Here is a 20997-nt window from a genome sequence, read left to right on the forward strand (position 1 = left end):
AATGCTATTCACCTGAATAGCATTGGATATATTTTTGAATTCGGCCGTTATTATATAACCATAGTCAGAAGCAAGAAATTGCTTCTCCTATAGGAATTAATTTTCCTTTTTCTTTTCCTCTTTTACACACATATATTAGACAAACACACAGCAGCAGAAAAGCAGTCATTGATAGAATGACTGCTTTTTTGTTGCTTATGAAATTTTATGAAAAACTACCAGATCTTGACCCGGTCTTCCGGAGCCAGGTACATCCCGTCGCCCGGCTTGACGTCAAAGGTCTCGTAGAATTCGTCCTGGCACTGGGCCTGGACATTCGCCCGCAGAGGGCCTGGCGCGTGCACGTCAACGGAAACGATCATCTTGATGGCCGCTTCCAGGGACTTTTGTGCCCAGACTCTAGCCCAGTTGGCGTAGAAGTCTTCCAGGCCTTGACCTTCTTCCTTGCAGGCGGTCATGGCCGCGGTCAAGCCGCCCTGGTCAGCGATGTTTTCGGACACGATCTGCTTGCCGTTCAAAGTAGTCGGGCCGAACTTGAGCCCGTCAAAGAGGGCGATTTCCGCCTTGGTCCGGTCAGCAAATTCCTTGTAGTCAGCTTCGGTCCACCAGTTCTTCATGTTGCCGAATTCATCGAACTGGGCCCCGTTGTTGTCGAAGGCATGGGAAACTTCGTGGGCGATCACGGCCCCGATCCCGCCGTAGTTGGCTGCCCGGCTCTGGTCAGCACTGTAGAATGGTGCCTGCAAGATGGCCGCTGGGAAGGTGATGTCGTTTCTCTGCGGGTCGTAGCAGGCGTTAACCAGGTTGCCTGGCATCAGCCAAACAGTCCGGTCAACCGGCTGGTGGAGCTTCTCCAGGCTGTACTTGATGCTTTCCTGGCTGGCGGCCTGCAGGTTGCTGTAAAGGCTGCCGCCCTCTTCTGCCGGGGTAACCTGGAGGCGGTTGTAGATGTCTTCAATCTTGTCCGGGTAGCCGACCTTCAAGATCAAGGCCTGCAGCTTGGTGATGGCCTTGTCCTTAGTCGCCTGGGAGAGCCAGTCGTTCTTGGCCAGCCGGTCCTCGTAGACCTTCATCATCCGCTTGATCATGCCCAAAACGTCTTCCTTGGCGGCGGCCCCGAAGTAGGTCTGCCCGTAGTAGACGCCGACAACTTCGCTGAAAGTGCTGTTGGCAATCCGGTAGGCCTGCTTAATCCCGCTGGCCAGTTGCGGCTGGCCGGTCAAAGCCTGGCTGAACGGGAAGGCGGCTTCTCTGAATTCTTGCGACAGAGATGAGGCCACGTCATTGATAAACTTAACCAGCATCCAGCCCTTGATTTCACTGAAGCTGGCTTCGTTTAAAAGACCTTCTGCCTGGTCCAGGTAGCGGGGTTCCGTGTTGATCAAAACTTCTGGTTCTTCACCAAGGAAGCCTGCCAGGAACTGGCCCATGTCAAAGCTAGTGAACTTGCTCTTGAAGTCCGCCAATGAAATCGGGTTGTACATGGCCGGGTAGTCAGCCCATTCTTCGCTGGACTTGACTACCTTGGCCAGGCGCTGGTCGTAAGCCAGGGCCCCGTCTACATATTCAGCGGCTTTTTCTTCACTTACCCCGGCCATTTGGAAGAGCTTGAGGGTCTGTTCTTTTAACACGCCCAAGAGTTTTTCCGCGTCCGGGCTTTCGTAAGTGGTCGTATCTGGCAAAAAGATGTGGGGACCGCCGAAGTAAACCGTGTTGACCTTGGTGTTCTTCATGTCCGCGTCAACGGAGAAGGAGAATGGGAGGTCAAAGCCTTCCTTGGCCAAAGCAGCTGCCGCGCCTTGCAGGTCATTCCAGCTGTTCAAGCCTTCCAGTTTCTTCAAGTCAGCCTGGATTGGTTCTGCCCCGTCAGCGTTCCGCTTGTCAAAGTCCTTGGCCAGCTTGTAGAGTTCAACGGCCTTGGCCAGGTTCGGCAGGTTTGGCACTTCCTTTTCCCCGCTGGCAAAAGCCGCGAAGTCAGCCATCAGGGTCTTTTCAACGTTTTCAGCGATTTGGTCAAAGCTCCCCATCCGGGACCGGTCAGCCGGGATTTCCAGCTGATCCAGGTAGTCAGAGTTAACGGCCAAATACAGGTTGTCCTGCGGGCGGGCAGTCTTGTCAACGACAGTCGTGTCGCCGCTGCCGCCGCGGACGGCAAATTTATTGTTCAATATTTCTTCCTCCTTGTTTTTTAACTAGCAGTTGTGCTGGCGCAGGTCGCACTGGGCTTCAATTTCAGCCTTGGCCTGGTCAGCTGCTTCGGGCCAGATTGGCTCTAAGCCCTGGTCCTTTAAAAAGCCTTCCCAGTCGGTAAAAATTTCCCCGTCTTCCTTGACGCAGGCCGGAATCCCCACGCTGCCCTGCTCCTTAGCGTGAGCAAAGGCGGGACTGGCATCCCGCAAGCGCAAAAATTCCTTGAAATCCGGCATGGTGGCGAAAATATTAACGAATTCGTAGCCGATGCCGTACTTTTTAAAACTGGCCTCACAGGCGATGCAGTCCGGACAGATTTTTGTCCCGTAAACCTTAAGCATGTTTTCCTCCTTTTCTCACTATCCTCTTATTTTACCCGTTAACTGCTTCCCTTTCAATCAAAGTGTAAAAAAATAAGGCCAGAATGAAAATCCGGTCTTACTTTTGCAAAAATGCTAAAAATTCCTACTTGAAGAACTGCACCTGGTCCTTCAGCTTTGTTCTCAGCGGCAAGAGGGCCAAAAGGCAAAGGAGGATGCCGCAGCTGGCGACTACAAACATGGTCTTGTAGCCGAAGAGGTCGATCAAGGTCCCGCCGAAAAGCGGCCCGAAGGCCCGGCCGACCCCGCTAGCCACCAGGGTCATCCCCTGGTACTTGCCCTTACTGGAGTACGGCGACATGTCGTTGACATAGGCCGGAATGGCGGAAAAGGCCGTCGATTCACCCAAGGTCAGGATCGACATGGACAAGACGAAGCCCGGGTAGGTCTTGGCGAAAATCAAGGTCAGCCAGGACACGGCAAACATGAAGATCCCGAAGTAGATCTGCTGGTAGATGCTCTTGAAGATCCGCGGGAAGCGGGCCAAAATCAGCTGCACGACCACGATGATGCCGGCGTTGATCGTCCATAAAGTTGAGTAAAGGTGGAAAGGAATCCCCAGGCTGACCATGTAAACGGACAGGTTGGACTCCCAGTTCATGTACATCAGCCAGGTCACCCCCAGGGTGATGAAGAAGCCCATGGTCATCCAGAAGTTGGCCTTTGGCATCTTTTCCGCCTTCAGCGGGGTTTGGCCAGTCTTCTTCTGCTCCTGCCGGCGGGCATGGTAGGCCACGATCGGCTTAAACTTGCAGAAGGCAACTAAAGTCCCGATCAAGAAAAGGCAGCTGGCAATGGTAAAGAGCAGCTCAATTGAGTAGTCGTAAAGGTAGCCGACAATCAAGGTCCCGATTACCACCCCCAGGTTCTGGGAGAAGTAGAGAATATTGAAGACATACCGGCCCGGATACTTGCGCAGGCTGGTGGCGATGGAATTGACCAGGGCCCCGTTCCAGCCCCCTAAAAAGCCCGTACAGACCAGCCAGACCCAGTAAACCGGCCAGCCGTGGAAGAAGGCCATGGCCAACAGGACCAAAGCATCCAGCAGCATCCCGCCCGTAATCAAAGGATAAGGATTGAGCCGGTCAAAAAGCCGGCCGCTGATGGTTGACCCCAGCATGTTGGCCGCGCAATTGCAGAAGAGGACGATCCCGATTACCGACAGGCTGATCCCCAACCGCTTGTTTAGGTAAACGGAAGTCAGTGGCCAAATGAAGCTGGCCCCGATCCAAGTAGCCAGTTCGGCCACGACTAGCCAGGGCAGCGCGATTTCCGGCAACTGGCTCTGTCCGTGTTTAGTTTTCATTTATCCATTCCTCCTTTTCTAAATTTAATTGCTAAAAATACTCCAGGCAATAAGAAAACCACGACTCAGCAAGCCATGGCTTCTCTCTTTATTATAATTCTACAACTCTTTCTTCTTTCCTTGCAATGCGCGCAGGTCGGTAATATCCTGCAAGACTTCCAAAACGCCCAGATATTCCCCGGCCTTGTTTCTGACCGCCAGGTATTGGATATAGACGAAGCGGCCCCGGACTTCAAACCAGAAGGCATGCTTGTCCTTTCTCCCGCTTCTCAGGTCATCCACGATGGCCTTGACCTTGGGCACGCTTTTTGGCATGTGAATGCTAAACAGGTTCATGCCCAGGTCGTTTTTCGAATGGGGATAAAAGCCGCAGCTGCCGCCAAAGTAGCGGATGACGTCGTCCTTGTCCACAAAGACCAGGTCCAGGGGCAAAAGGTCCAGGACGGCCGAGAGCTGCTCATAGCTGAGGCTGCCTTCCGCGAACTCAATAAAGGAGTCCGTCAGGGCCGGCCGGGCTTTTTCCTCCGCCTGCTCGACTTCCACCAGCTTTTGGTAGTTTTCGGCTTCATTGCCGCCCAGCTGGCCGGCAAAAGCCCCGATCTGGTCATTCCACTTGGCGATCGCCGCCGGGTCGGCTGCCTTTTTCTCAGCCAGTTCGGCCGCGGATGGCCGCCAGGCTGGCGGATTGGGAATCAAGCAGTAGCCCACCCGGGGCTCGTCTTCCTTGACCCTAAGCCAGTCGGCCGGCGTCGCCACTTCCGTCAAGAGCGGCAGCATGATCGCCTCTTCCTTGAAGATCATTTCGGTGACTTCCTTGGCCGCCTGCTTGACCTTTTTGGCCAAAAGTTCTGCCTCGCCCGTTTCAGCCGCCTGCCGGGCCTCCTTGATCCAGGCCCGGATATCATCGTCTACCCCCCACATGACCTGGGGCGGGGCCGTGATGCCGTACTTGGTCATCAAGGGAAACATGGAGATTTCTTTTCTGGTATAGTGCTTGTCTACTTGGGCCAGGTCTGCCAGCTCCTGCTTGATTTTGGCTAAAAGTTCCGGGGCTGGCTTTGCTTCATACTTGGCCAGGTCTGGCAAAAGGGCATCGTTAACCAGAGAGGTCAAAACGACATTCTCCTGCTTCAAGGTCTGGACCGGGTGGCCGGGCCGGGCAAAAGCCTCCCCTGCTTCCTGCTCGCCGATCGATCCCCGGAAGACTTCCGCGTGGACCGTGCACAAGTTCTGGATTTCCTGGGGGTTGAGGCCACCGGCGATCAAGGCCCGCTCAGCTTCCGTGATTTCCTTGACTGAGACTGAAGAAAAAGCCTCGTTGAACATGGCCTTGGCCTGGTCAAAGTCCCCCTTGTCCCGCAAAAGGCGCAAGATCTCCAGCAGCTTCTCCTGCCTCTCCTTTAAAGACATGGTCATCACTCAGTCACCTCGTATCCCTTCAAGCGCAGCTTCTCCTTGACCTCTTCCAGGTCAAAGCCCATGGCCCGGCAGCCCATCGGCAGGGTCATCAGCCGGCCCACCGTGTCCAGCATGCCCGGAATCTTGATCCGGTTGAAGCCGATCTCGGCCATATCTTCGGTAAATTCCGGATACTGGTCAGCGAAAGTCTTGATCGGCTGGGGGAGGTTGATCTCCTTAGCCGCCGGAGCCGGCTCTTCCTTGATGCCCAGCTGCTTTTTCGCCTGCTCGCTTAAGCGGTCCGGGGTCCAGACCGGGTACCAGACCAGCTTGATGTCCACCTGCTTGATGGCGGCCAGCTGGCCCACCGCCTGGCGGATTTCCCGGTTAAGGTAGTCGTTTAAGGGGCAGCCGGCTGTGGTCAAGGTCATGGTCACCAGGCAGTTGCCCTCATCATCGATGTCGACTCCGTAGATGAGGCCCAGGTCGACCACATTGACCAGGAGCTCCGGGTCGATGACGGTCTGCAGCTGACCGATGACCTGGTTAACCAAGGCGCGTTTTTCTTCGTTCATTTTTTCCTCGCTAAAAAAACTATCTCTGCAGCTTGTCCCAGATGACCGGGTGCAGGTCCGGGGTCTTGAGGGACTTCTGCACGTCAATGATCCGCTGGTTGCTGGACCCTCTGAACTGCAGGGTCAGGTCCTTCAAGTTGTCCATAAAGCGGCCGTCAACCAGGATGTCTAGCTTCTTGAGCATTTCCACCTTGTCCGGGGTCTCCTTTAAGAGTTCCTCCCAGGTATAGCCGGACCAGGACCAGATGTCCTTGCTGTGGCCGTATTCGGCCCGGACCCGGTCGATGATCCGGTTGCAGACCCAGGTATTCAAAAAGGGTTCCCCGCCAAGCAAGGTCAGCCCTTGAACATAGGACTGGCCGATATCCGCGATAATCTGGTCTTCCAATTCCTGGGTGTAGGGACGGCCGTAGTTGAAGTTCTGGGCGGCCAGGTTGTAGCAGCCCGGGCAGTCAAAGAGGCAGCCGGACACGTATAAGGAGCAGCGGACCCCTTCCCCGTCAACGAAGTTGAAGGGCTTGTAGTCGGCAATCTTATGCTTGCTGTAGTCTTCTGAGATCCATTCGCCCGGCTTGGGATTCTTGGGCTGGCGCTTCATCTTCCGTGGCTTGGCCGTCTGGCCGGCATTTTTAGCCTTGTACTGGTTGGCGTCCACAAAGACCGTTTCCCCGCCGACGCTGATCCGGATCAGGTTGTCCCGGACGTCAGGGCCTTCTTGCTGATTCTTGTCTTTCTCTGGCATCTCGCTTCTCCTTTGCTTTCGATAAAAAATAGGCAGGAATGATTCCTGCCTATTAGTATAATTCTTTTCGTTTAGTATTGGCTGTTCTTCTGCTTTTCCAGGCTGGCTTCCTCGCTGACCATGCCCAAGCTCATGTGCTTGGCCCGGTGGGCGATTTCTTCATGCCGGCCGTGGACCATTGGCCGCTTCAGCGGGTTGCCCAGGTAGCCGCAAGTCCGCTTGACGCAGTCGCAGGTTTCCGGGTTGTGGTTGCCGCATTGCGGACATTCAAAGCCCTTGGCGGTTGACTTGAACTCGCCGGCAAAGCCGCATTCGTAGCACTTGTCGATCGGGGTATTGGTACCCAAGTAGCCGACTCTGTCGTAAGCCCAGTCCCAGACAGCTTCCAGGGCGGCCGGGTTTTGCTTCAGGTTCGGGTATTCGCAGTAGTGGATGAAACCACCGGCAGCGTAGTATGGGTAGTCCTTTTCAAAGTCCAGCTTTTCAAATGGGGTCGGGTGCTTGCGGACGTCGTAGTGGAAGGAGTTGGTGTACTATTCCTTGTCCGTGATGTCCTTGACCTTGCCGAACTTCTCCGTGTCCAGGCGGCAGAAGCGGTCGGTCAGACTTTCACTTGGGGTGGAGTAGACGCTGTAGTGGTAGTGGTTCGGGTCTTCCTTTTCCCACTTGGCGCAGGCATCATGCATCTTCTTGACCACTTCCAAAGTGAAGGCCTTGGCTTCCGGGTCCTTTTCCCAGTCTGGCCCGTAGAAGACCGTGCCGACTTCGTAAAGGCCGATGTAGCCCAGGGAAACCGTGGCCCGGCCGTTCTTGAAGAAGTCGTTGACGTCGCCGTCATCGCCAGCCCCTTGGCCAAAGGCGCCGTATTCATACAGAGTTGGAGCGTTGACCGGCTTAGCTTCAGTGACCTTCTTGGCCTTGTATTCGCAGGCTTGCTGGCCCAGTTCCAGGCGGTCATTGAAGATTTCCCAGAAGCGGTCCATGTCGCCCTGGCTTTCCATGGCGATTCTTGGCAGGTTTAAGGTAACCACGCCCAGGTTCATTCGCCCGGAGTTGACTTCCTGGCCCTGTTCATCCTTCCAGCCTTGCAGGAAGGACCGGCAGCCCATCGGGGCCTTGAAGGAGCCAGTGATGTCAATGAGCTTGTCGTAGCTCAAAACGTCTGGGTACATCCGCTTGGTAGCACATTCCAGGGCCAGCTTCTTGATGTCGTAGTTCGGGTCGCCTGGGTGGAGGTTAAGCCCCTTCTTCAAGCTGAAGACCAGCTTCGGGAAGATGGCCGTCCGGTGTTCCCGGCCCAGGCCTTCGATCCGGACCTGCAGGATGTCCTTTTGGATTTCTCTTTCAATCCAGTTGGTCCCTAAGCCGAAGCCCAAGGTGGTGAAAGGAGTCTGCCCCTGGCTGGAGAACATGGTGTTGATCTCGTATTCCAGGCTCTGCATAGCGTCGTAGATGTCCTTTTGGGTCCGCTTCTTGGCAAAAGCCTTTACCTTGTCTTCGTCGTCGATGAACTCACGCCCTTCTTCCAGGTGCTTTTTGTAGTCCTTTTCGGCAAAAGGCGCCAGGACTTCGTCGCAACGGTCAAAAGAGCAGCCGCCGTATTGGCTGGAAGCCACGCTGGTGATGATCTGGGCTACCTGGCTGGTGGCCACCCGGATGGAGTTCGGTACTTCCACGAAGGCGTTGCCGATCTTGAAGCCGTGGTTGAGCATGTAGTCAAAGTCAATCAGGCAGCAGTTGGACATTGGTGAAAGAGGAGTGTAGTCCAGGTCGTGCCAGTGGATGTCCCCCCGCAGGTGGGCCTTGGCAATGTGCTGAGGCATCAAGGTCAGACCAACCGTCTTGCCCACAGTCCCGGCAGTCAAGTCCCGCTGGGTGGCAAAGACGTCAGAGTCCTTGTTGGCATTTTCGTGGACGATGCTTGGGTCCTTGTCGACCAGCTTGGCCAGACGCTGCTTGGTGTCAGTTTCTGCCCGCCAGTCGGCTTCGTCTTCCTGCCGCTTGGCTTCGTATTCCTTGGCTTCATTCAGATAGCCCAGTTCGTTCAAGCTGGCTCTGAAGGCAGCGTGGACTTGAACGGCGTCAACCGTGTAGGTGGCCAGCTTGGCGTAAACCTTGCTCAAAACGGCAGCCTTGATTTCGCTGTCTTCCAGGCCAAGTTCATCCAGAACCGTTTCCAACTTGAATTGTTCAAATTTAAATGGGGCGCCGTCGCGCTTGATGAACTTCTTTGGCGCGTTAGCGAAATTCAGGCTCACAGTTTCTGCTGCCGGCTTTAACATGACAATCAACCTCTTATCTCTCAAAAATACCTTGCCTTTTTACATCCAGCCTCTGGGGCTGTTTAAGCGAGTTACTCACAAGAACTAGACTATCTTGTGGATTAAGTGTGGATAACCACCACATCTTGTTTAGTTCATGAGATAAGCATAGCACAAAATACCAGATATTGCGGTCTATACAAAGACCCATTTCTGTTAAATGACAGGAGAGAATTCAGCTGTCACGGGACTTGGAACCCGTATATTTTTAAAAAAAGAATATTTTGCTTGAGCAAATATTTTTAGCCTTTTGCCAAAGTCCTTCAAAAATTTGAAAAAGATGAAAAAAGCCCTTGATTTTCATCAAGAGCTTATAAAAGTATTGGCTATTTATCGAAGTACTGGCCCTTGTTGACCTGGAAGTAGGTCTTGAAGCGCTTGTAGTAGTTGTGGAACATGTACTTCATCAAGAGCCAGCGCTTAAAGGAGCTGTCCTGGTCGTAGAAGACGGTCGTCCCCACCTGACCGGCATCGATCAGTTTCAAGGCCGCCTGCTTGGCCTCGTTGTCGACCGCGTATTCCTTGAAGATCTTCTCCGGCACGCCCAGCCAGAGCATGTGGCTGCTCTCCAGCTTGTTGGCATAGACGGTCTCCTGGCCGGCCAAGGAGTCTTCAGCGTAGTCGTCAACGTACCACTTGGCCAGGTTGTAGCCGTTCAAGGTCACGTAGAAGCTGGACCGGCCTTGGCGGAGGTTGATTTCAAAGAATTTGTACTGGCCGTCGCGGGCATCGTACTTGATGTCGAAGTTGGCCATGCCGACATAGTTGATCTTCTCCAGGAAGGTCTGGACGGTCTCGTAAAGCTTTTCATCATAGGCCGGCAAAATAGCCATGTAGTTCCCGATTGACTGCGGAGTCGGATCTTCCAAAAGCGGGTGGCCCAGGCACATCATCTTGACCTGGTGGTTCTTGTCCACGTAGGCGTTCAAGACCCGCATGTTGGAGTCGTCGCCCGGGATGAAGTCCTGCAGAATCAAGTCTTCCTTGTAGCCATTGGTGTAGATCTTGCCCACAATGTCCTTGAATTCAGCCAGGTCCTTGATGACAAAAGCCTTCTTCCGCCCTTCAAACTGGACATCCAGCCAGGAAATCGGGTCTTCCGGCTTCAAGGCAACCGGGAAGGCAAAAGGCACGTCGGCGTATGACCCATCCTGGTAGTCAGCCAGCTTGATGATCTTGGTCTTCGGGTAAGGCAGGCCGTATTCTTCACAGACTTCGTAGAAGCCCTCCTTAGAGATCAGCTTTTCCAAAAGCTGGTAGTCGATGTAAGGAACGACGAAGGTCCCTTCCAGTTCTTGCTTGTGCTTAGCCAAAAGTTCTGCATAGCCGTCCCCACAAGCGATCAGAATGACTGGCTCTTCATGATTCTGGTATTCCTTGATTTTTTCCTGCATGACTTCCATGAAGCCCGGGTCTTCGGAAAAACCAGGGTGCACTTCAACGTCCACGATCTTGGAATAGCGGGTGGCCGCCAATTGCGTTGCCGCCCAAGCCTGGACCTTGATGCCGTATGCTTCGTTAAAAGACCGCGCCATCCCGTAGACGTTGATGTCGCTGCCAAGCAAAATTGGTGTAAATTTAGCCATTAGTAATTAAATTCTCTTTCTCTTCTTTTTGGATTAGAGCAGCTTGCCCTGGGCGATCAAGCTGGCCACTTCCGGCTGCACGTGCTGGTACTTGCGCACGGTTTCCTCGTAGTCAACGAAGAAGAGCTTGTACCAAACCAGGAAGGTGTAGATTGCCCAGATCTGCCGGCGGTGAGAACCGTCCCCATTGTAGTTCTCATCCAGCAGGTCCAGGATCTTCTTTTGTTCAAAAATATCATTGACGAAGTCTTCGCTGAAGAGGTCTCTGACCTGCTTGTAGAAACGCTCTTCCTGCAGCCATTGCTTAATTGGCGTCGGGAAGCCCAGCTTCGGCCGCTTGGCCCATTCATCCGGCAGGACCTGTTCTGAAGCCTTGCGCAGGGCGTACTTGGTGTCGTATTTGTTGACCAGGTACTTGCTTGGAATAGAGTTGGCCAGTTTGGCGATCTTCACGTCCAGGTAAGGCACCCGGAGTTCCAGGGAGTGGGCCATGGAAATCTTGTCAGCCTTCTGCTCGATGTCGTTGAGCATGAAGTGGTGTAGGTCGATGTACTGCATCTGCTTGACATTGTCCAGGTCCTTGACCTTCTTGAAGTCTTCCTGGTAGTTGCCGTTAACCGTCAGCTTGTTCCGGTAGCTCGGCTGCAAGACAGCGTTAGCGTCCTTAGAAGTGAAGATAGTCGGGTAGTCCATGTCGTAGATGACTGACTGGCCCACGTAGAATTCGCTTGGTTCAGCCAGGTTGGTGTAAAGGTGCACCTTGCCCGGGAAGTTTGGCATCTTCTTGATCTTATGAGCCAGCTTAACCCGCTTGCCCTTTGGCAGCTTCTTCAGCTTGTCGGTAAAGACCTTGATGACATTGTTGTGGGTGTGCATCCCGTAGTTGACATAGCCGGCAAAAAGCTCATCGGCTCCTTCCCCGGACAGGGCAACAGTCACGTGCTTTCTGGCCAATTTGCACAGGTACCACAAAGGAATGATTGACGGGTTGGCGTCTGGTTCGTCCATGTGGTACTGCATTTCCGGGAAGTCCCGCATGGCTTCTTCTGAGTAGACCTTGTCAGCGTAGAAGTGCCAGCCGTTGATGTCGGCCAGGGCCTTGGCCTTGGAAGCTTCATCGTATGTGTTGTCGTCAAAGCCGATGGAGAAGACTTCATCCGGGTCCAAAAGGGCCGTCAGGAAGCTGGAGTCAACCCCTTCACTAAGGAAGGCCCCGACCTTAACGTCGGCGTTGCGGTAAAGGTCAACCGTTTCCTTCAAGTCTTCGTTGATCTTCTTGACTGTTTCTTCAAAGGAAAGGTTGTTGTCCTTGTATTCGGCATCCCAGTACTGGTGGGTCTTCATCTTGCCGTCCTTGTATTCAAACCAGTGACCTGGCTGGAAGCGGTAGACGCCCTTGAAGAAGGTTTCCTTAAGGTCGTTGTACTGGTTCATCAGGTATGGCTTGACGGCTTCGGTATTCAGTTCCTTTTTAAAATGAGGGAAGGCCAAAAAGCTCTTCAATTCTGAGCCGACCAAAAGGTGACCGTCCACGTCCTGGTAGTACATCGGCTTGATCCCGAAGAAGTCCCGGGCCCCGTACATGGTCTGGGTATTGTCGTCCCAGATGATGAAGGCGAACATCCCCCGGACCCGCTTAAGGATCCCGTCCATCCCCCATTCTTCATAGCCGTGCAGGATGACTTCAGTGTCGGCCTTGGTGGAGAAGGTGTGGCCCGCCTTGATCAGTTCCTCTCTTAAGGGCTTGAAGTTGTAGATTTCCCCGTTGAAAATGATCGCCCGGCTGCGGTCTTCGTTGTAGATTGGCTGACTACCGCCCCGCAGGTCGATAATCGACAGTCTTCTGAAACCAAGGGCCACCTTGTCGTTGGTGTACATCCCGTCACTGCTTGGTCCCCGGTGTTGGATGGTAGCCATCATCTTGCCGATGGCCGCCTGCTTGTCATTGATTTTTGGATCGTAAAAGGCGACAATTCCGCACATGTTTTCTCTTCCTTAATTCTAGTTAGTTTCTATAAAGTCAACTTCTTATTATAAAACAAGGGCTCTAATGTTTACAGAGTCCTTGTTAATCTTTACTTAAATGAAAAAAATTCTCCGTCTGGTCGCGGCCCCATAGCCAAAGACCTTGATCCGCCGCCGGAAAAGGTCCACGTTGACGACATAGCCGGCAAATTCATTCTGGTGGTCCATCTTCCGGTTTAAGTTCTTGTTATACTTGGTCGTCAGCTGGTGGTTGGGTCCCATCAAGGCTGAGCAGTTGAACAGAACGTACTGGATGCCGTTGATCCGGTACTGGTCTTCCACATGCCGGTGGCCGCAGAAGTAGGCGATGATCCGGGCGTCCTTGACATTGGTGAAGTCAAAGTCGTTGCTCAAGCGGAATTCCGCCGGCACGTCCTTGCTGGAGTGCATCCGGCCCTTTTCCTTCTGGTTGAAGGCCACCAAGAGTTCATGCAGGGATCGCCCGTTGTACTTCAAGGCATTGCCGCCCTTCCGGTTGATCGGGTTGGCGTGGCTGAGCAGGATAACCTGCTTGCCGCTTGACTGCTGCAGGATTTCGATCAGTTCCTGCACCTGGTCTTCCCGTACCCCCAGGGTCAATTTAACATCGTACTTTTTCTGCCCTTTTTCATTCAAAATGTAGGGAATGTCTGACGTATTCAGACTGATCACCCGGACATGGCCCTGGTCAAACCAGGCCACCCCGTGCTGGCGGGAAACATAGCCCAATTCCCGTTGCCGGTACATCTCCGGCCACATGATCTTCTCAAACTCCCGCTCCGGGAAGCTGGCCTTCAAGTCATGGTGCTCGTCAAACTTGTCATTTTCGTCATGGTTGCCCTTGATCATGAGGTAAGGCACCTTGCTGGACTTAAAGGAGTCCCGCAGCTTCATCAGTTCGCTTTCGCTGATGAGGCCGGCGTCAGAGCCGTCGATCCAGTCGCCCAAGTGGCATTTGAGGTCCAAAATATCCAGCTGGTCCAGGTAGGAAAACTCTTTGACATGCATCAAGCCGTTCCAGCCATAGAAGTCTAGGCTGTCAACGTTCTTGAAGTGGGTGTCGGTAATGACCCCGATATTGACAGAGTCGTCTCCTTCCCGGATTTCCTTTTTCACGTCGCTGGCAAAGCGGGCCAGGTAGTCTTCCACGACATAGCGCCGGCCCGTTTCCCGGTTGCGGAAAGCCTTGAAGCGGTTCAGTTCCGGCACGAATTTCCGGTCGTATTCAGCGGCCAGGCTGTCGGTGCTTTCCGGACTGAGCGCCTGGTGCAGGATGCCCTGGTCATCTTGGTAGACCGTCAAGGTAAACGGCCGGCCGTCAGGCGTGGCGTCGCGAGCATCGACATGGTACTCCCCTACCGTCAGATACTTCTGCATGGGATCCAGGAGCTCGCCGGCATTCTTTTGCACGGCGTGCAGCTTGGAAGCCCCAACTGCCTTGTCAATAATTCCCTTTGTGTATTTAAACAGGTCCATTTCTACCCTTCCAAAAAGCCTAAAATCACAAAGAGCCGGGCCTCCCCCGGCTCTCAATTATAGATTTTCTGCTAATGCGTGTGCCGCCAGGCCCAAGGAAAGCACGGCATCCTTGGACAAGACGTTGCGCAGGTCGGCAGCGGCGATGGCTTCGACCGCCCCGATCACCTTAAGCCCGTAGACCAAAACGTGCAGGTCGGTTCTTGGCACGTAATTGTCTTCCACGTAGGCATTTTCGTGGTTGTAGGTCAGGTTGATTTCGTCCTTGTCAACGAAACCGTCAACGTGGTTGGTCAAGATGCGGTCGTGCAGGTCGCCCAGCTTGCCAGTCAGATTAGTCAAAGCCAGGTAGTGGTCACTTTCAGTTTCATAGTATTCATCTTCGGTCCGGTCGAAGTAATTGCTGATGGGATCGTTCAAGACGCCCAAATCATCGATGGCCTGGTAAACCCGGCCGGTATCCAGCTTTGCTTCACCGTTAAGAATCTTGTCTTGAGCTTCAGCTAACTCGTCAGCCAGCTCCATGGTAGTTAATTTTTCCATGTTGTCCTCCTTGCAATCTTACCCTAATTATAGCAAAAAGTCGGTCTGGAATAGCTTTTTTTACTTGGGCAAAGCGCTTTTTTCCATATAATGGGGAAAGTTCACGATTGATGGCAAAAAGATTAAAGTGCACCTGGTTTTTTTAATTTATTTGCTATAATTAGTAATATCTCTTAGGTCAGCAGTTTAGCTGCATCTATCAAGCTGTGTCGTAATATATGAGTTTTACAAGAAAAAGAAGGCAAACAATATGAGAAGCAAGAAACTTTTAGCCAGCTCAGCCATAATCTTAGCTAGCGCGGCCACTTTAGCCGCCTGCGGGTCAAACAGCTCACAAAGCAGTGCCAAGAAGCAGACCCTTACCTGGATGAATACCGCCGAAATGACGACCTTGGATGCATCCAAGGCAACCGACCAGGCATCATATGAACAAATCAACAACGTTGAAGAAGGGCTTTACCTTCTGGGCAAGAACGCCAAGGTCCAAAATGCTTTGGCCACTTCCACCAAGAACAGTGCCGACGGCAAGACCTGGACTTTCACCATCAGAAAGGACGCCAAGTGGTCCAACGGTGATCCGGTAACTGCCAAGGACTTCGTCTATTCCTGGCGCAGAACCATCGACCCGAAGACCGCCTCTGAATATGCCTATTTGTTCAGCGGCATCAAGAATGCCGACGCGATCGTTTCCGGCAAGAAGAAGCCAGCAGCTTTGGGCATCAAGGCTGACGGCAAGTACAAGCTGACGGTTACTCTGGAAAAGCGGATTCCTTACTTCAAGTTGCTGATGGCCTTCCCGCTCTTCTTCCCGCAAAATGAACATGCCGTCAAGAAGTTCGGCTCCAAGTACGCGACCTCATCCAAGTACATGGTTTACAACGGTCCATTCAAGCAAGTTGGCTGGACCGGGTCCAACTTGAGCTGGAAGCTGGTCAAGAACCCAACCTACTGGGACAAGAAGAGCGTCAAGCTGGACACGGTCAAGTTCAGCGTTCAAAAGACCCCTTCAACCGACTACAACCTTTACCAAAGCGGCAAGCTTGACGCTGCCTTCCTGGACGCCCAAGCCACTAAGTCTTTGAAGGGCAAGACCGGCTACACCCAGCGGAAGATGTCCACGACCCAATACCTGTCCTACAACCTCAAGAAGCACCCAGAATTCAAGAACAAGAACCTGCGTCTCGCCATCTCCATGGCCATCAACCGCAAGGAACTTGCTTCAACTCTGGGCGGGGCTGCAACGCCAGCTACAACCTTTGATCCAGAAGGCATGACGACGGTCAATGGCCAGGACTACGCGGACACGGTCAAGAATGCCGCAACTGAAAAGGCCGCAACTTACAACGTTAAGGAAGCCAAGAAGCTTTACAAGCAAGCATTGAAAGAAACCGGCAAGAAGAAGATCTCCTTCACCCTGCTGGGCGACGACGATGACACGGCCAAGAAGGCAGCTGAATTCGTTCAAAGCCAACTGGAAAACAACTTGGGCATCGATGTGCAAGTGCAAAGCATCCCGAAGAAGACCCGGCTGACCAGAATGATGAACGGCAATTTTGACGTCGTTTCAACTGGCTGGAACGCCGACTTCTCCGACCCAATTTCCTTCCTTGACCTGCAGACTACTGGCGCTTCATACAACTACGGCAAGTGGTCAAACAAGACTTACGACAAGTACGTTGCCGCTTCTAAGACGACCAGTTCAACCAGCGACCGCTTCAAGGATCTGGCCAAGGCTGAACAAGTCCTGCTGGCAGAACAAGGGGTTACTCCACTGTACCACCCAATCGAAGCCTGGATGGTCAAGCCGAGCGTTAAGGGCGTGATCTACAACGGCGCCGGGGCAAACTACAGCTTCAAGTACGCTTACCTGAAGTAACAAGCAGCAATAGCGACAGACAACAAACAATAGACAACAGACTAGAATAAAGAAAAGAGGCTCGCGGCTTACGCGAGCCTCTTTCTTTTGCCTAAGGAAGGCAACAATAGTAAGAAGCAAGTAATGATGATTGTCACTGTCAAAGTAATAGCGCCATGATTAAAGTCGATGGCTTGATTGTTGACCTCTCTTAAAAAAGAAAAAAGCCGTGGCAACCGCCACAGCTTTTCAAAGAGTTATTATTCAAATATATTTTTAGACCAACTTCTTCCGGATGGCGCCAGAGATCCAGTCGATGACCACAACCATAACGATGATCCCCAAAAGGATGATCCCAACCCGGCTCCATTGCCGGTAGTTCAAGGCGATGATCAAAGGATAGCCGATACCACCGGCCCCAACCAGACCCAAAACAGAAGCGGACCGGACGGACACGTCAAAACGGTAAAGGGTATTGGAAACGATGGCTGGCATCAAGTCAGGCATGGTCGCGAAAACAGCAACGTTGAACTTAGACCCGCCGGCCGCCGTAATCGCTTCAGCTGGACCATCATCCAAACTTTCAATCGCTTCTGAGAACAGCATGGCCAGCATCCCGACTGAGTGCAGACCCAAGGCCAGGGCACCAGCTGGAGCGCCCGGGCCAACGGCCTTAATAAACATCAAGGCCAGAACGATTTCCGGGAAGGATCTGATGAAAGTCAAAACGATCTTCCCGCTTTCAGATACCCAGAACTTCTTGTGCCGGGTGTTGGCTGCCCAGAAGGCAAAAGGAACTGAAATGATGGCGGAGATAAAAGTCCCCAGGAAGGCAATACACAAGGTCTGCCACAATTGGGAAACCAGGTCTTCCCCGCTGCCGTTATAAACGTATGACCAGTCCGGGTGGAAAAGACCATTGAAGATCGCCCCGGTAATCTGGCCGGCAGTTGGCTTGATCCCGCCGAAGTCGATGCCCGTGCAGGACCAAATAATGATGGCGATGGAAATAATCCAGCCGCCCCACTTAATAGCTCTGGACTTGGCCGTCACTGGTTTTGGTGGTAATTTCTTCATTGTCGTATCCATTAGCGCATCAAAGCCTCCCTTGCTTTAGTTGAAACAAAGTCGATGACCAAAACAACCAGAAAGACAACCAGGATGATCATCCCCGTTTGGTTGTAGTTGAACATGTCCAAAGTGTTCTTCAGCTGCAGACCGATACCACCGGCACCGATGTAACCGAGGATCGTGGATGCCCGGACGTTGATTTCAAAAGCGTACAGGGCGTAGCTGATGAAGTAAGGCAGAATCTGCGGCATAACGGCAAACATGATATTGTTCATCCCGTTGCCCCCGACTGCCTTGATGGCTTCACTTGGACCTGGATCAATAGTTTCGATGGCTTCGTAGAAGAGCTTGACCACAACACCGAAGGTGAAGACAGTCAAGGCCAGGATACCGGCAACTGGGCCGATACCAACGACAGCAACGAAGATTGAACCCAAGAGCAGGTCAGGAATCGTTCTGATGATGTTCATGATGAAGCGCAGAACGCCGGTAATTGCCCGGTTATGGACAATGTTTCTGGCAATCAAAAGTGAGTAAACGAAGGCCAAGAGGGACCCGATAACCGTACTGATGATGGCCATCTTGATCGTTTCCACCAGGTAAGGAATGGCAGTGCCGGCATATGACCAGTCCGGCTGAGCCATCTGCACGAAGATTTCCGCGAACTGGTCAAAGTTGGCGAAAAATTCCGGCAGACTGGTCTGCGTGTTGTTAACAGATAAAACCAGACCCAGGACCATCAAGATGACCCAGACCCAGTTCCACATCTTAAACTTCTTTTTTGGAAGTTTTAACATGTCGCGGTCAGTTGCTGACATTGTTAGTCTTCCTCCTTACCCTTGCCGCCGTTGTAGATGTTGTCGAAGATACTTTGTGGCGTGTCTTCCATCTTGCCGTCATAAACGATTTCCCCGGCCCGGACACCGATGACCCGGTGGCCGAATTCCTTGGCCAGTTCAATTGAGTGCAGGTTGGCTACGACCGTCATGTCAAACTTTTCGTTCAGCATCTTCAAGTCTTCCATAACCTGGCGGGAAGTCTTCGGGTCCAAAGAAGCAGTTGGTTCGTCGGCCAGAATGATTTCCGGTCTTTGGGTCAGCACCCGGGCGATAGCCACCCGCTGCTGCTGACCACCAGACAATTCGTCAGCCCGGGAGTAGACCTTTTCAGCCATGCCGACGCTTTGCAGGGCTTCATAAGTTCTTTGCTTGTCTTCGTCAGTGAAGAGGTTGAAAGTAGTCTTCCAGGTTGGGTAGTAAGCCAGGCGGCCAGCCAAAACGTTCCGCAAAACGCTGGAGCGCTTGACCAGGTTGAAGCTTTGGAAGATCATCCCGATCTTGCGCCGCATGAGGCGCAGGTTCTTGCTCTTGGCCTTGGTGATTGACTCACCGTCAATCAAGATGTCGCCTTCAGAAATGTCGTGCAGGCGGTTGATTGCCCGGAGCAGAGTGGACTTGCCGGCACCGGAAAGACCAACGATTACCACGAACTCACCCTTGTTGATTTTCAGGTTGATGTTCTTCAAACCAACGGTACCATTGTCGTAGACCTTGGTAACGTTCTTCATTTCGATCATCGGCTGTTCTGCCATGAATAATAACTCCTTAAATACCTAAATTTGCTTTTTCATTGAAAATCGTGTCCTACGTTAAAGCGGGGCACGATTTCACTATTAGTATTCAGTTGATAATCTTTGTGATATCAATGACTACTTGGTAGCAGCCATCTTGTCGTACTTGCGGACGATGTTGAAGTCTGAGTCCTTTGAAGGGGTGTAGCCTTCGTGGCTGTAGATGCTTTCAATGATCTTCAAACTCTTCTTGTCCTTGCGCAGAGATTCGAAGGCCTTGGACAGCTTCTTGCGGAAGGAGCTGCTCATGTCTGAACGAACTGAGATAGTGTCGTTAGGGATGCCCGTAGTGAAGTAGATTGGAACAACCTTCTTCATGATGTTTGGTTGGTCGGCCAAAACAGTGTTACGTGCGTCTTCGAAAGTGAAGGCAGCATCAACGTCCCCGTTAAGAACGTCAAGCACGGCTTGGTCGTGGCCAGTTACAGTTACCAGGTTGGCGTTGCCCTTCTTAGTCAAGTCCAGGCCTTTTTCCTTCAATTCAGCGATTGGGAAAATGTAGCCGGCTGAAGAAGTAGCGTTTTGAACGGCAATCTTCTTGCCCTTCAAGTCCTTCCAGCTCTTGATCTTTGACCCCTTCTTAACCAGGATTTCTGACCGGTAGAACTTAACCAGCTTGTTGGTTGCCTTACCGCCTGGTTGCTTTACCCCGTAACGGAGAGCTTGCAACAGAACGTCAGCAGCCTTTTGCTTGTGGGCCAGAACGTAACCATCCGGTGGCAGGAAGCCGACGTCAACCTTCTTTGACTTCATGGCTTCGACAACCGTGTTGTAGTCAGTTGACATTGAGATCTTAACCGGAACGCCAAGCTTCTTGGAAAGGATCTTTTCAAGCGGCTTAGCCTTGGCTTCCAAAGTGGAAGCAGCTTGACTAGGAACAAACTGGATCGTCAAAGGGTGTGACTTTGATGGAGTGTAGCCCTTTGATGAAGAAGATGACTTGCTTGAAGAGCAAGCAGTTGCCAGCACGGCAGCAGCAACAGTTAAAGCACCAAACAATGCTTTCTTGAACTTTTTCATTATTTCCCCCTGAAAAATGGTTAATGAAAGTTAAAATAGTACAACAGCAGCATAAGGGATGAGCTTGAAAGCAGCCAGAGAAAAGTCCACACAAAAGCTTCCTTAACGGGCCGGCTCTCACGCTCATACATCTCATCGGAACGACAGCAAGGCGAATCTCGCTTCTGTGTTCTGGAACAATTCTACCAGAAATATTCGGGTTTTAGCAAGCGTTTTTCGGTTTTTTTACCCAAACTAATTGATCCGGTCCAATTTTGCCAGCAAAAGGTTAATGAAATAGCGAAAAATTACACAAACCACTAACTTAATTGGTTGAAATCCGAACGAAAGTAAAATTCGAGTTAAATAAACGGGAAATAAAAGAACGTTTGGAAATTGTTCCAAACGTCCTCTTTTTAAGATATACTTTTATCAGCCAGCTTACTTGGCAGGCATGTTGTTGACGTCAGTTCTGACGATCAAGACATCGGCCATGGCGTGCTGGTTGACGTATTCGGTAACTGACCCCATCAGCATCCGCTCAACGGCGTTCAAACCGGTGGCGCCCATCACGATCAGGTTGTTGCCGTGGTCCTTGACGAAGTCGTAAGAGATGATTCTCTTCGGGCTGCCGTAACGGATGTGGTAGTCAATGTCGTCAAAGGCCAGGTTGTCGTGAGCCCATTGCTTGAGGCTCTTGAGGTATTCCTCTGAGTCTTGGGTCATTTGGTAGATCGTGTCGCCTGAGATCAAGGTGTCCTGCATTTCGCCCATGAACTGCCGGGTGTCGATCACGTTCAAAACATCAACGTGGTAGCCGTTGTTGACGGCGATCTTCACGGCCTTGTCAAAAGCACGTTCAGCGGATTCAGATCCATCGACAGGTACTAAAATTTTGATTTTTTCTTCAGTCATAGTGCT

Annotated in this window: 16 protein-coding genes and 1 pseudogene; 1 reads left to right on the top strand and 16 read right to left on the bottom strand. The window is 52.2% G+C overall.

The window, feature by feature from the left end; genetic code table 11:
* Positions 1-215: 215 nt before the first annotated feature.
* From HMPREF3168_RS09085 to HMPREF3168_RS09135, 11 genes and pseudogenes are all read right to left on the bottom strand, one after another.
* Entirely contained in the window at positions 216-2168 is a 1953-nt protein-coding gene (locus HMPREF3168_RS09085; RefSeq protein ID WP_070489717.1) for a M13 family metallopeptidase, read from the bottom strand.
* Positions 2169-2192: 24 nt separating this feature from the next.
* Positions 2193-2531, bottom strand: a complete 339-nt coding sequence (locus HMPREF3168_RS09090) for a glutaredoxin (RefSeq protein ID WP_070489719.1) — start codon at positions 2529-2531, stop codon at positions 2193-2195.
* Positions 2532-2655: 124 nt separating this feature from the next.
* Positions 2656-3876 carry an MDR family MFS transporter gene (locus tag HMPREF3168_RS09095; RefSeq protein WP_070489721.1) on the bottom strand — a complete coding sequence of 407 codons (1221 nt, stop codon included), beginning with the start codon at positions 3874-3876 and terminating at the stop codon, positions 2656-2658.
* A gap of 99 nt (positions 3877-3975) precedes the next feature.
* Positions 3976-5292 carry a DUF438 domain-containing protein gene (locus HMPREF3168_RS09100; protein WP_070489723.1) on the bottom strand — a complete coding sequence of 439 codons (1317 nt, stop codon included), beginning with the start codon at positions 5290-5292 and terminating at the stop codon, positions 3976-3978.
* Positions 5292-5849 (bottom strand): iron-sulfur cluster assembly protein, encoded by a 558-nt coding sequence (locus HMPREF3168_RS09105; RefSeq protein WP_070489725.1) that lies wholly within the window; start codon positions 5847-5849, stop codon positions 5292-5294. The genes HMPREF3168_RS09100 and HMPREF3168_RS09105 overlap by 1 nt, the downstream gene beginning before the upstream one ends.
* A 19-nt stretch (positions 5850-5868) precedes the next feature.
* Positions 5869-6591: an anaerobic ribonucleoside-triphosphate reductase activating protein gene (gene nrdG, locus HMPREF3168_RS09110; RefSeq protein WP_003614463.1), complete on the bottom strand. Its 723-nt coding sequence runs from the start codon at positions 6589-6591 to the stop codon at positions 5869-5871.
* A 71-nt stretch (positions 6592-6662) separates the two neighbouring features.
* A pseudogene (nrdD, locus tag HMPREF3168_RS09115) lies at positions 6663-8873 on the bottom strand (anaerobic ribonucleoside-triphosphate reductase).
* Positions 8874-9238: 365 nt separating this feature from the next.
* Positions 9239-10498 (bottom strand): carboxylate--amine ligase, encoded by a 1260-nt coding sequence (locus tag HMPREF3168_RS09120; RefSeq protein WP_070489728.1) that lies wholly within the window; start codon positions 10496-10498, stop codon positions 9239-9241.
* A gap of 33 nt (positions 10499-10531) precedes the next feature.
* Complete coding sequence (gene asnB, locus HMPREF3168_RS09125) at positions 10532-12481, bottom strand: asparagine synthase (glutamine-hydrolyzing) (RefSeq protein WP_003614461.1); 1950 nt, start codon at positions 12479-12481, stop codon at positions 10532-10534.
* Between the two features lie 96 nt (positions 12482-12577).
* On the bottom strand, positions 12578-13978 hold the full coding sequence (locus HMPREF3168_RS09130; protein WP_070489730.1) for a metallophosphoesterase family protein: 1401 nt from the start codon (positions 13976-13978) through the stop codon (positions 12578-12580).
* A gap of 57 nt (positions 13979-14035) precedes the next feature.
* Positions 14036-14521 (bottom strand): hypothetical protein, encoded by a 486-nt coding sequence (locus HMPREF3168_RS09135; protein WP_003614491.1) that lies wholly within the window; start codon positions 14519-14521, stop codon positions 14036-14038.
* A 250-nt stretch (positions 14522-14771) separates the two neighbouring features.
* Here HMPREF3168_RS09135 and HMPREF3168_RS09140 point away from each other — a divergent pair, with 250 nt between their 5' ends.
* Positions 14772-16397 carry a peptide ABC transporter substrate-binding protein gene (locus tag HMPREF3168_RS09140; RefSeq protein WP_070489733.1) on the top strand — a complete coding sequence of 542 codons (1626 nt, stop codon included), beginning with the start codon at positions 14772-14774 and terminating at the stop codon, positions 16395-16397.
* Positions 16398-16652: 255 nt separating this feature from the next.
* On the opposite strand, the gene phnE (HMPREF3168_RS09145) is transcribed toward HMPREF3168_RS09140, so the two are convergent.
* The 5 genes from phnE (HMPREF3168_RS09145) to HMPREF3168_RS09165 all read right to left on the bottom strand — a co-directional run bounded on the left by phnE (HMPREF3168_RS09145) (position 16653) and on the right by HMPREF3168_RS09165 (position 20991).
* Positions 16653-17465 carry a phosphonate ABC transporter, permease protein PhnE gene (phnE, locus tag HMPREF3168_RS09145; RefSeq protein ID WP_003611688.1) on the bottom strand — a complete coding sequence of 271 codons (813 nt, stop codon included), beginning with the start codon at positions 17463-17465 and terminating at the stop codon, positions 16653-16655.
* On the bottom strand, positions 17465-18265 hold the full coding sequence (phnE, locus tag HMPREF3168_RS09150; RefSeq protein WP_013438996.1) for a phosphonate ABC transporter, permease protein PhnE: 801 nt from the start codon (positions 18263-18265) through the stop codon (positions 17465-17467). The genes phnE (HMPREF3168_RS09145) and phnE (HMPREF3168_RS09150) overlap by 1 nt, the downstream gene beginning before the upstream one ends.
* Positions 18266-18267: 2 nt before the next feature.
* Positions 18268-19038 carry a phosphonate ABC transporter ATP-binding protein gene (gene phnC / locus HMPREF3168_RS09155; protein ID WP_003611671.1) on the bottom strand — a complete coding sequence of 257 codons (771 nt, stop codon included), beginning with the start codon at positions 19036-19038 and terminating at the stop codon, positions 18268-18270.
* A 117-nt stretch (positions 19039-19155) separates the two neighbouring features.
* A complete protein-coding gene (locus tag HMPREF3168_RS09160; RefSeq protein ID WP_035183991.1) occupies positions 19156-20097 on the bottom strand; it encodes a phosphate/phosphite/phosphonate ABC transporter substrate-binding protein in 942 nt (313 codons plus the stop codon).
* Between the two features lie 420 nt (positions 20098-20517).
* Positions 20518-20991 carry a universal stress protein gene (locus HMPREF3168_RS09165; RefSeq protein WP_050951992.1) on the bottom strand — a complete coding sequence of 158 codons (474 nt, stop codon included), beginning with the start codon at positions 20989-20991 and terminating at the stop codon, positions 20518-20520.
* Between the last annotated feature and the right edge of the window lie 6 nt (positions 20992-20997).

Source organism: Lactobacillus sp. HMSC08B12, assembly GCF_001808415.1.
In the GTDB taxonomy this organism is placed as follows: domain Bacteria; phylum Bacillota; class Bacilli; order Lactobacillales; family Lactobacillaceae; genus Lactobacillus; species Lactobacillus delbrueckii.

What these genes read in the sequence shown, in the direction of transcription:
- HMPREF3168_RS09090 (WP_070489719.1), bottom strand. Translation starts at nt 2,531, where the DNA reads ATGCTTAAGGTTTACGGGACAAAAATCTGTCCGGACTGCATCGCCTGT.
- HMPREF3168_RS09095 (WP_070489721.1), bottom strand. Translation starts at nt 3,876, where the DNA reads ATGAAAACTAAACACGGACAGAGCCAGTTGCCGGAAATCGCGCTGCCC.
- HMPREF3168_RS09100 (WP_070489723.1), bottom strand. Translation starts at nt 5,292, where the DNA reads ATGACCATGTCTTTAAAGGAGAGGCAGGAGAAGCTGCTGGAGATCTTG.
- HMPREF3168_RS09105 (WP_070489725.1), bottom strand. Translation starts at nt 5,849, where the DNA reads ATGAACGAAGAAAAACGCGCCTTGGTTAACCAGGTCATCGGTCAGCTG.
- nrdG (WP_003614463.1), bottom strand. Translation starts at nt 6,591, where the DNA reads ATGCCAGAGAAAGACAAGAATCAGCAAGAAGGCCCTGACGTCCGGGAC.
- HMPREF3168_RS09120 (WP_070489728.1), bottom strand. Translation starts at nt 10,498, where the DNA reads ATGGCTAAATTTACACCAATTTTGCTTGGCAGCGACATCAACGTCTAC.
- asnB (WP_003614461.1), bottom strand. Translation starts at nt 12,481, where the DNA reads ATGTGCGGAATTGTCGCCTTTTACGATCCAAAAATCAATGACAAGCAG.
- HMPREF3168_RS09130 (WP_070489730.1), bottom strand. Translation starts at nt 13,978, where the DNA reads ATGGACCTGTTTAAATACACAAAGGGAATTATTGACAAGGCAGTTGGG.
- HMPREF3168_RS09135 (WP_003614491.1), bottom strand. Translation starts at nt 14,521, where the DNA reads ATGGAAAAATTAACTACCATGGAGCTGGCTGACGAGTTAGCTGAAGCT.
- HMPREF3168_RS09140 (WP_070489733.1), top strand. Translation starts at nt 14,772, where the DNA reads ATGAGAAGCAAGAAACTTTTAGCCAGCTCAGCCATAATCTTAGCTAGC.
- phnE (WP_003611688.1), bottom strand. Translation starts at nt 17,465, where the DNA reads ATGGATACGACAATGAAGAAATTACCACCAAAACCAGTGACGGCCAAG.
- phnE (WP_013438996.1), bottom strand. Translation starts at nt 18,265, where the DNA reads ATGTCAGCAACTGACCGCGACATGTTAAAACTTCCAAAAAAGAAGTTT.
- phnC (WP_003611671.1), bottom strand. Translation starts at nt 19,038, where the DNA reads ATGGCAGAACAGCCGATGATCGAAATGAAGAACGTTACCAAGGTCTAC.
- HMPREF3168_RS09160 (WP_035183991.1), bottom strand. Translation starts at nt 20,097, where the DNA reads ATGAAAAAGTTCAAGAAAGCATTGTTTGGTGCTTTAACTGTTGCTGCT.
- HMPREF3168_RS09165 (WP_050951992.1), bottom strand. Translation starts at nt 20,991, where the DNA reads ATGACTGAAGAAAAAATCAAAATTTTAGTACCTGTCGATGGATCTGAA.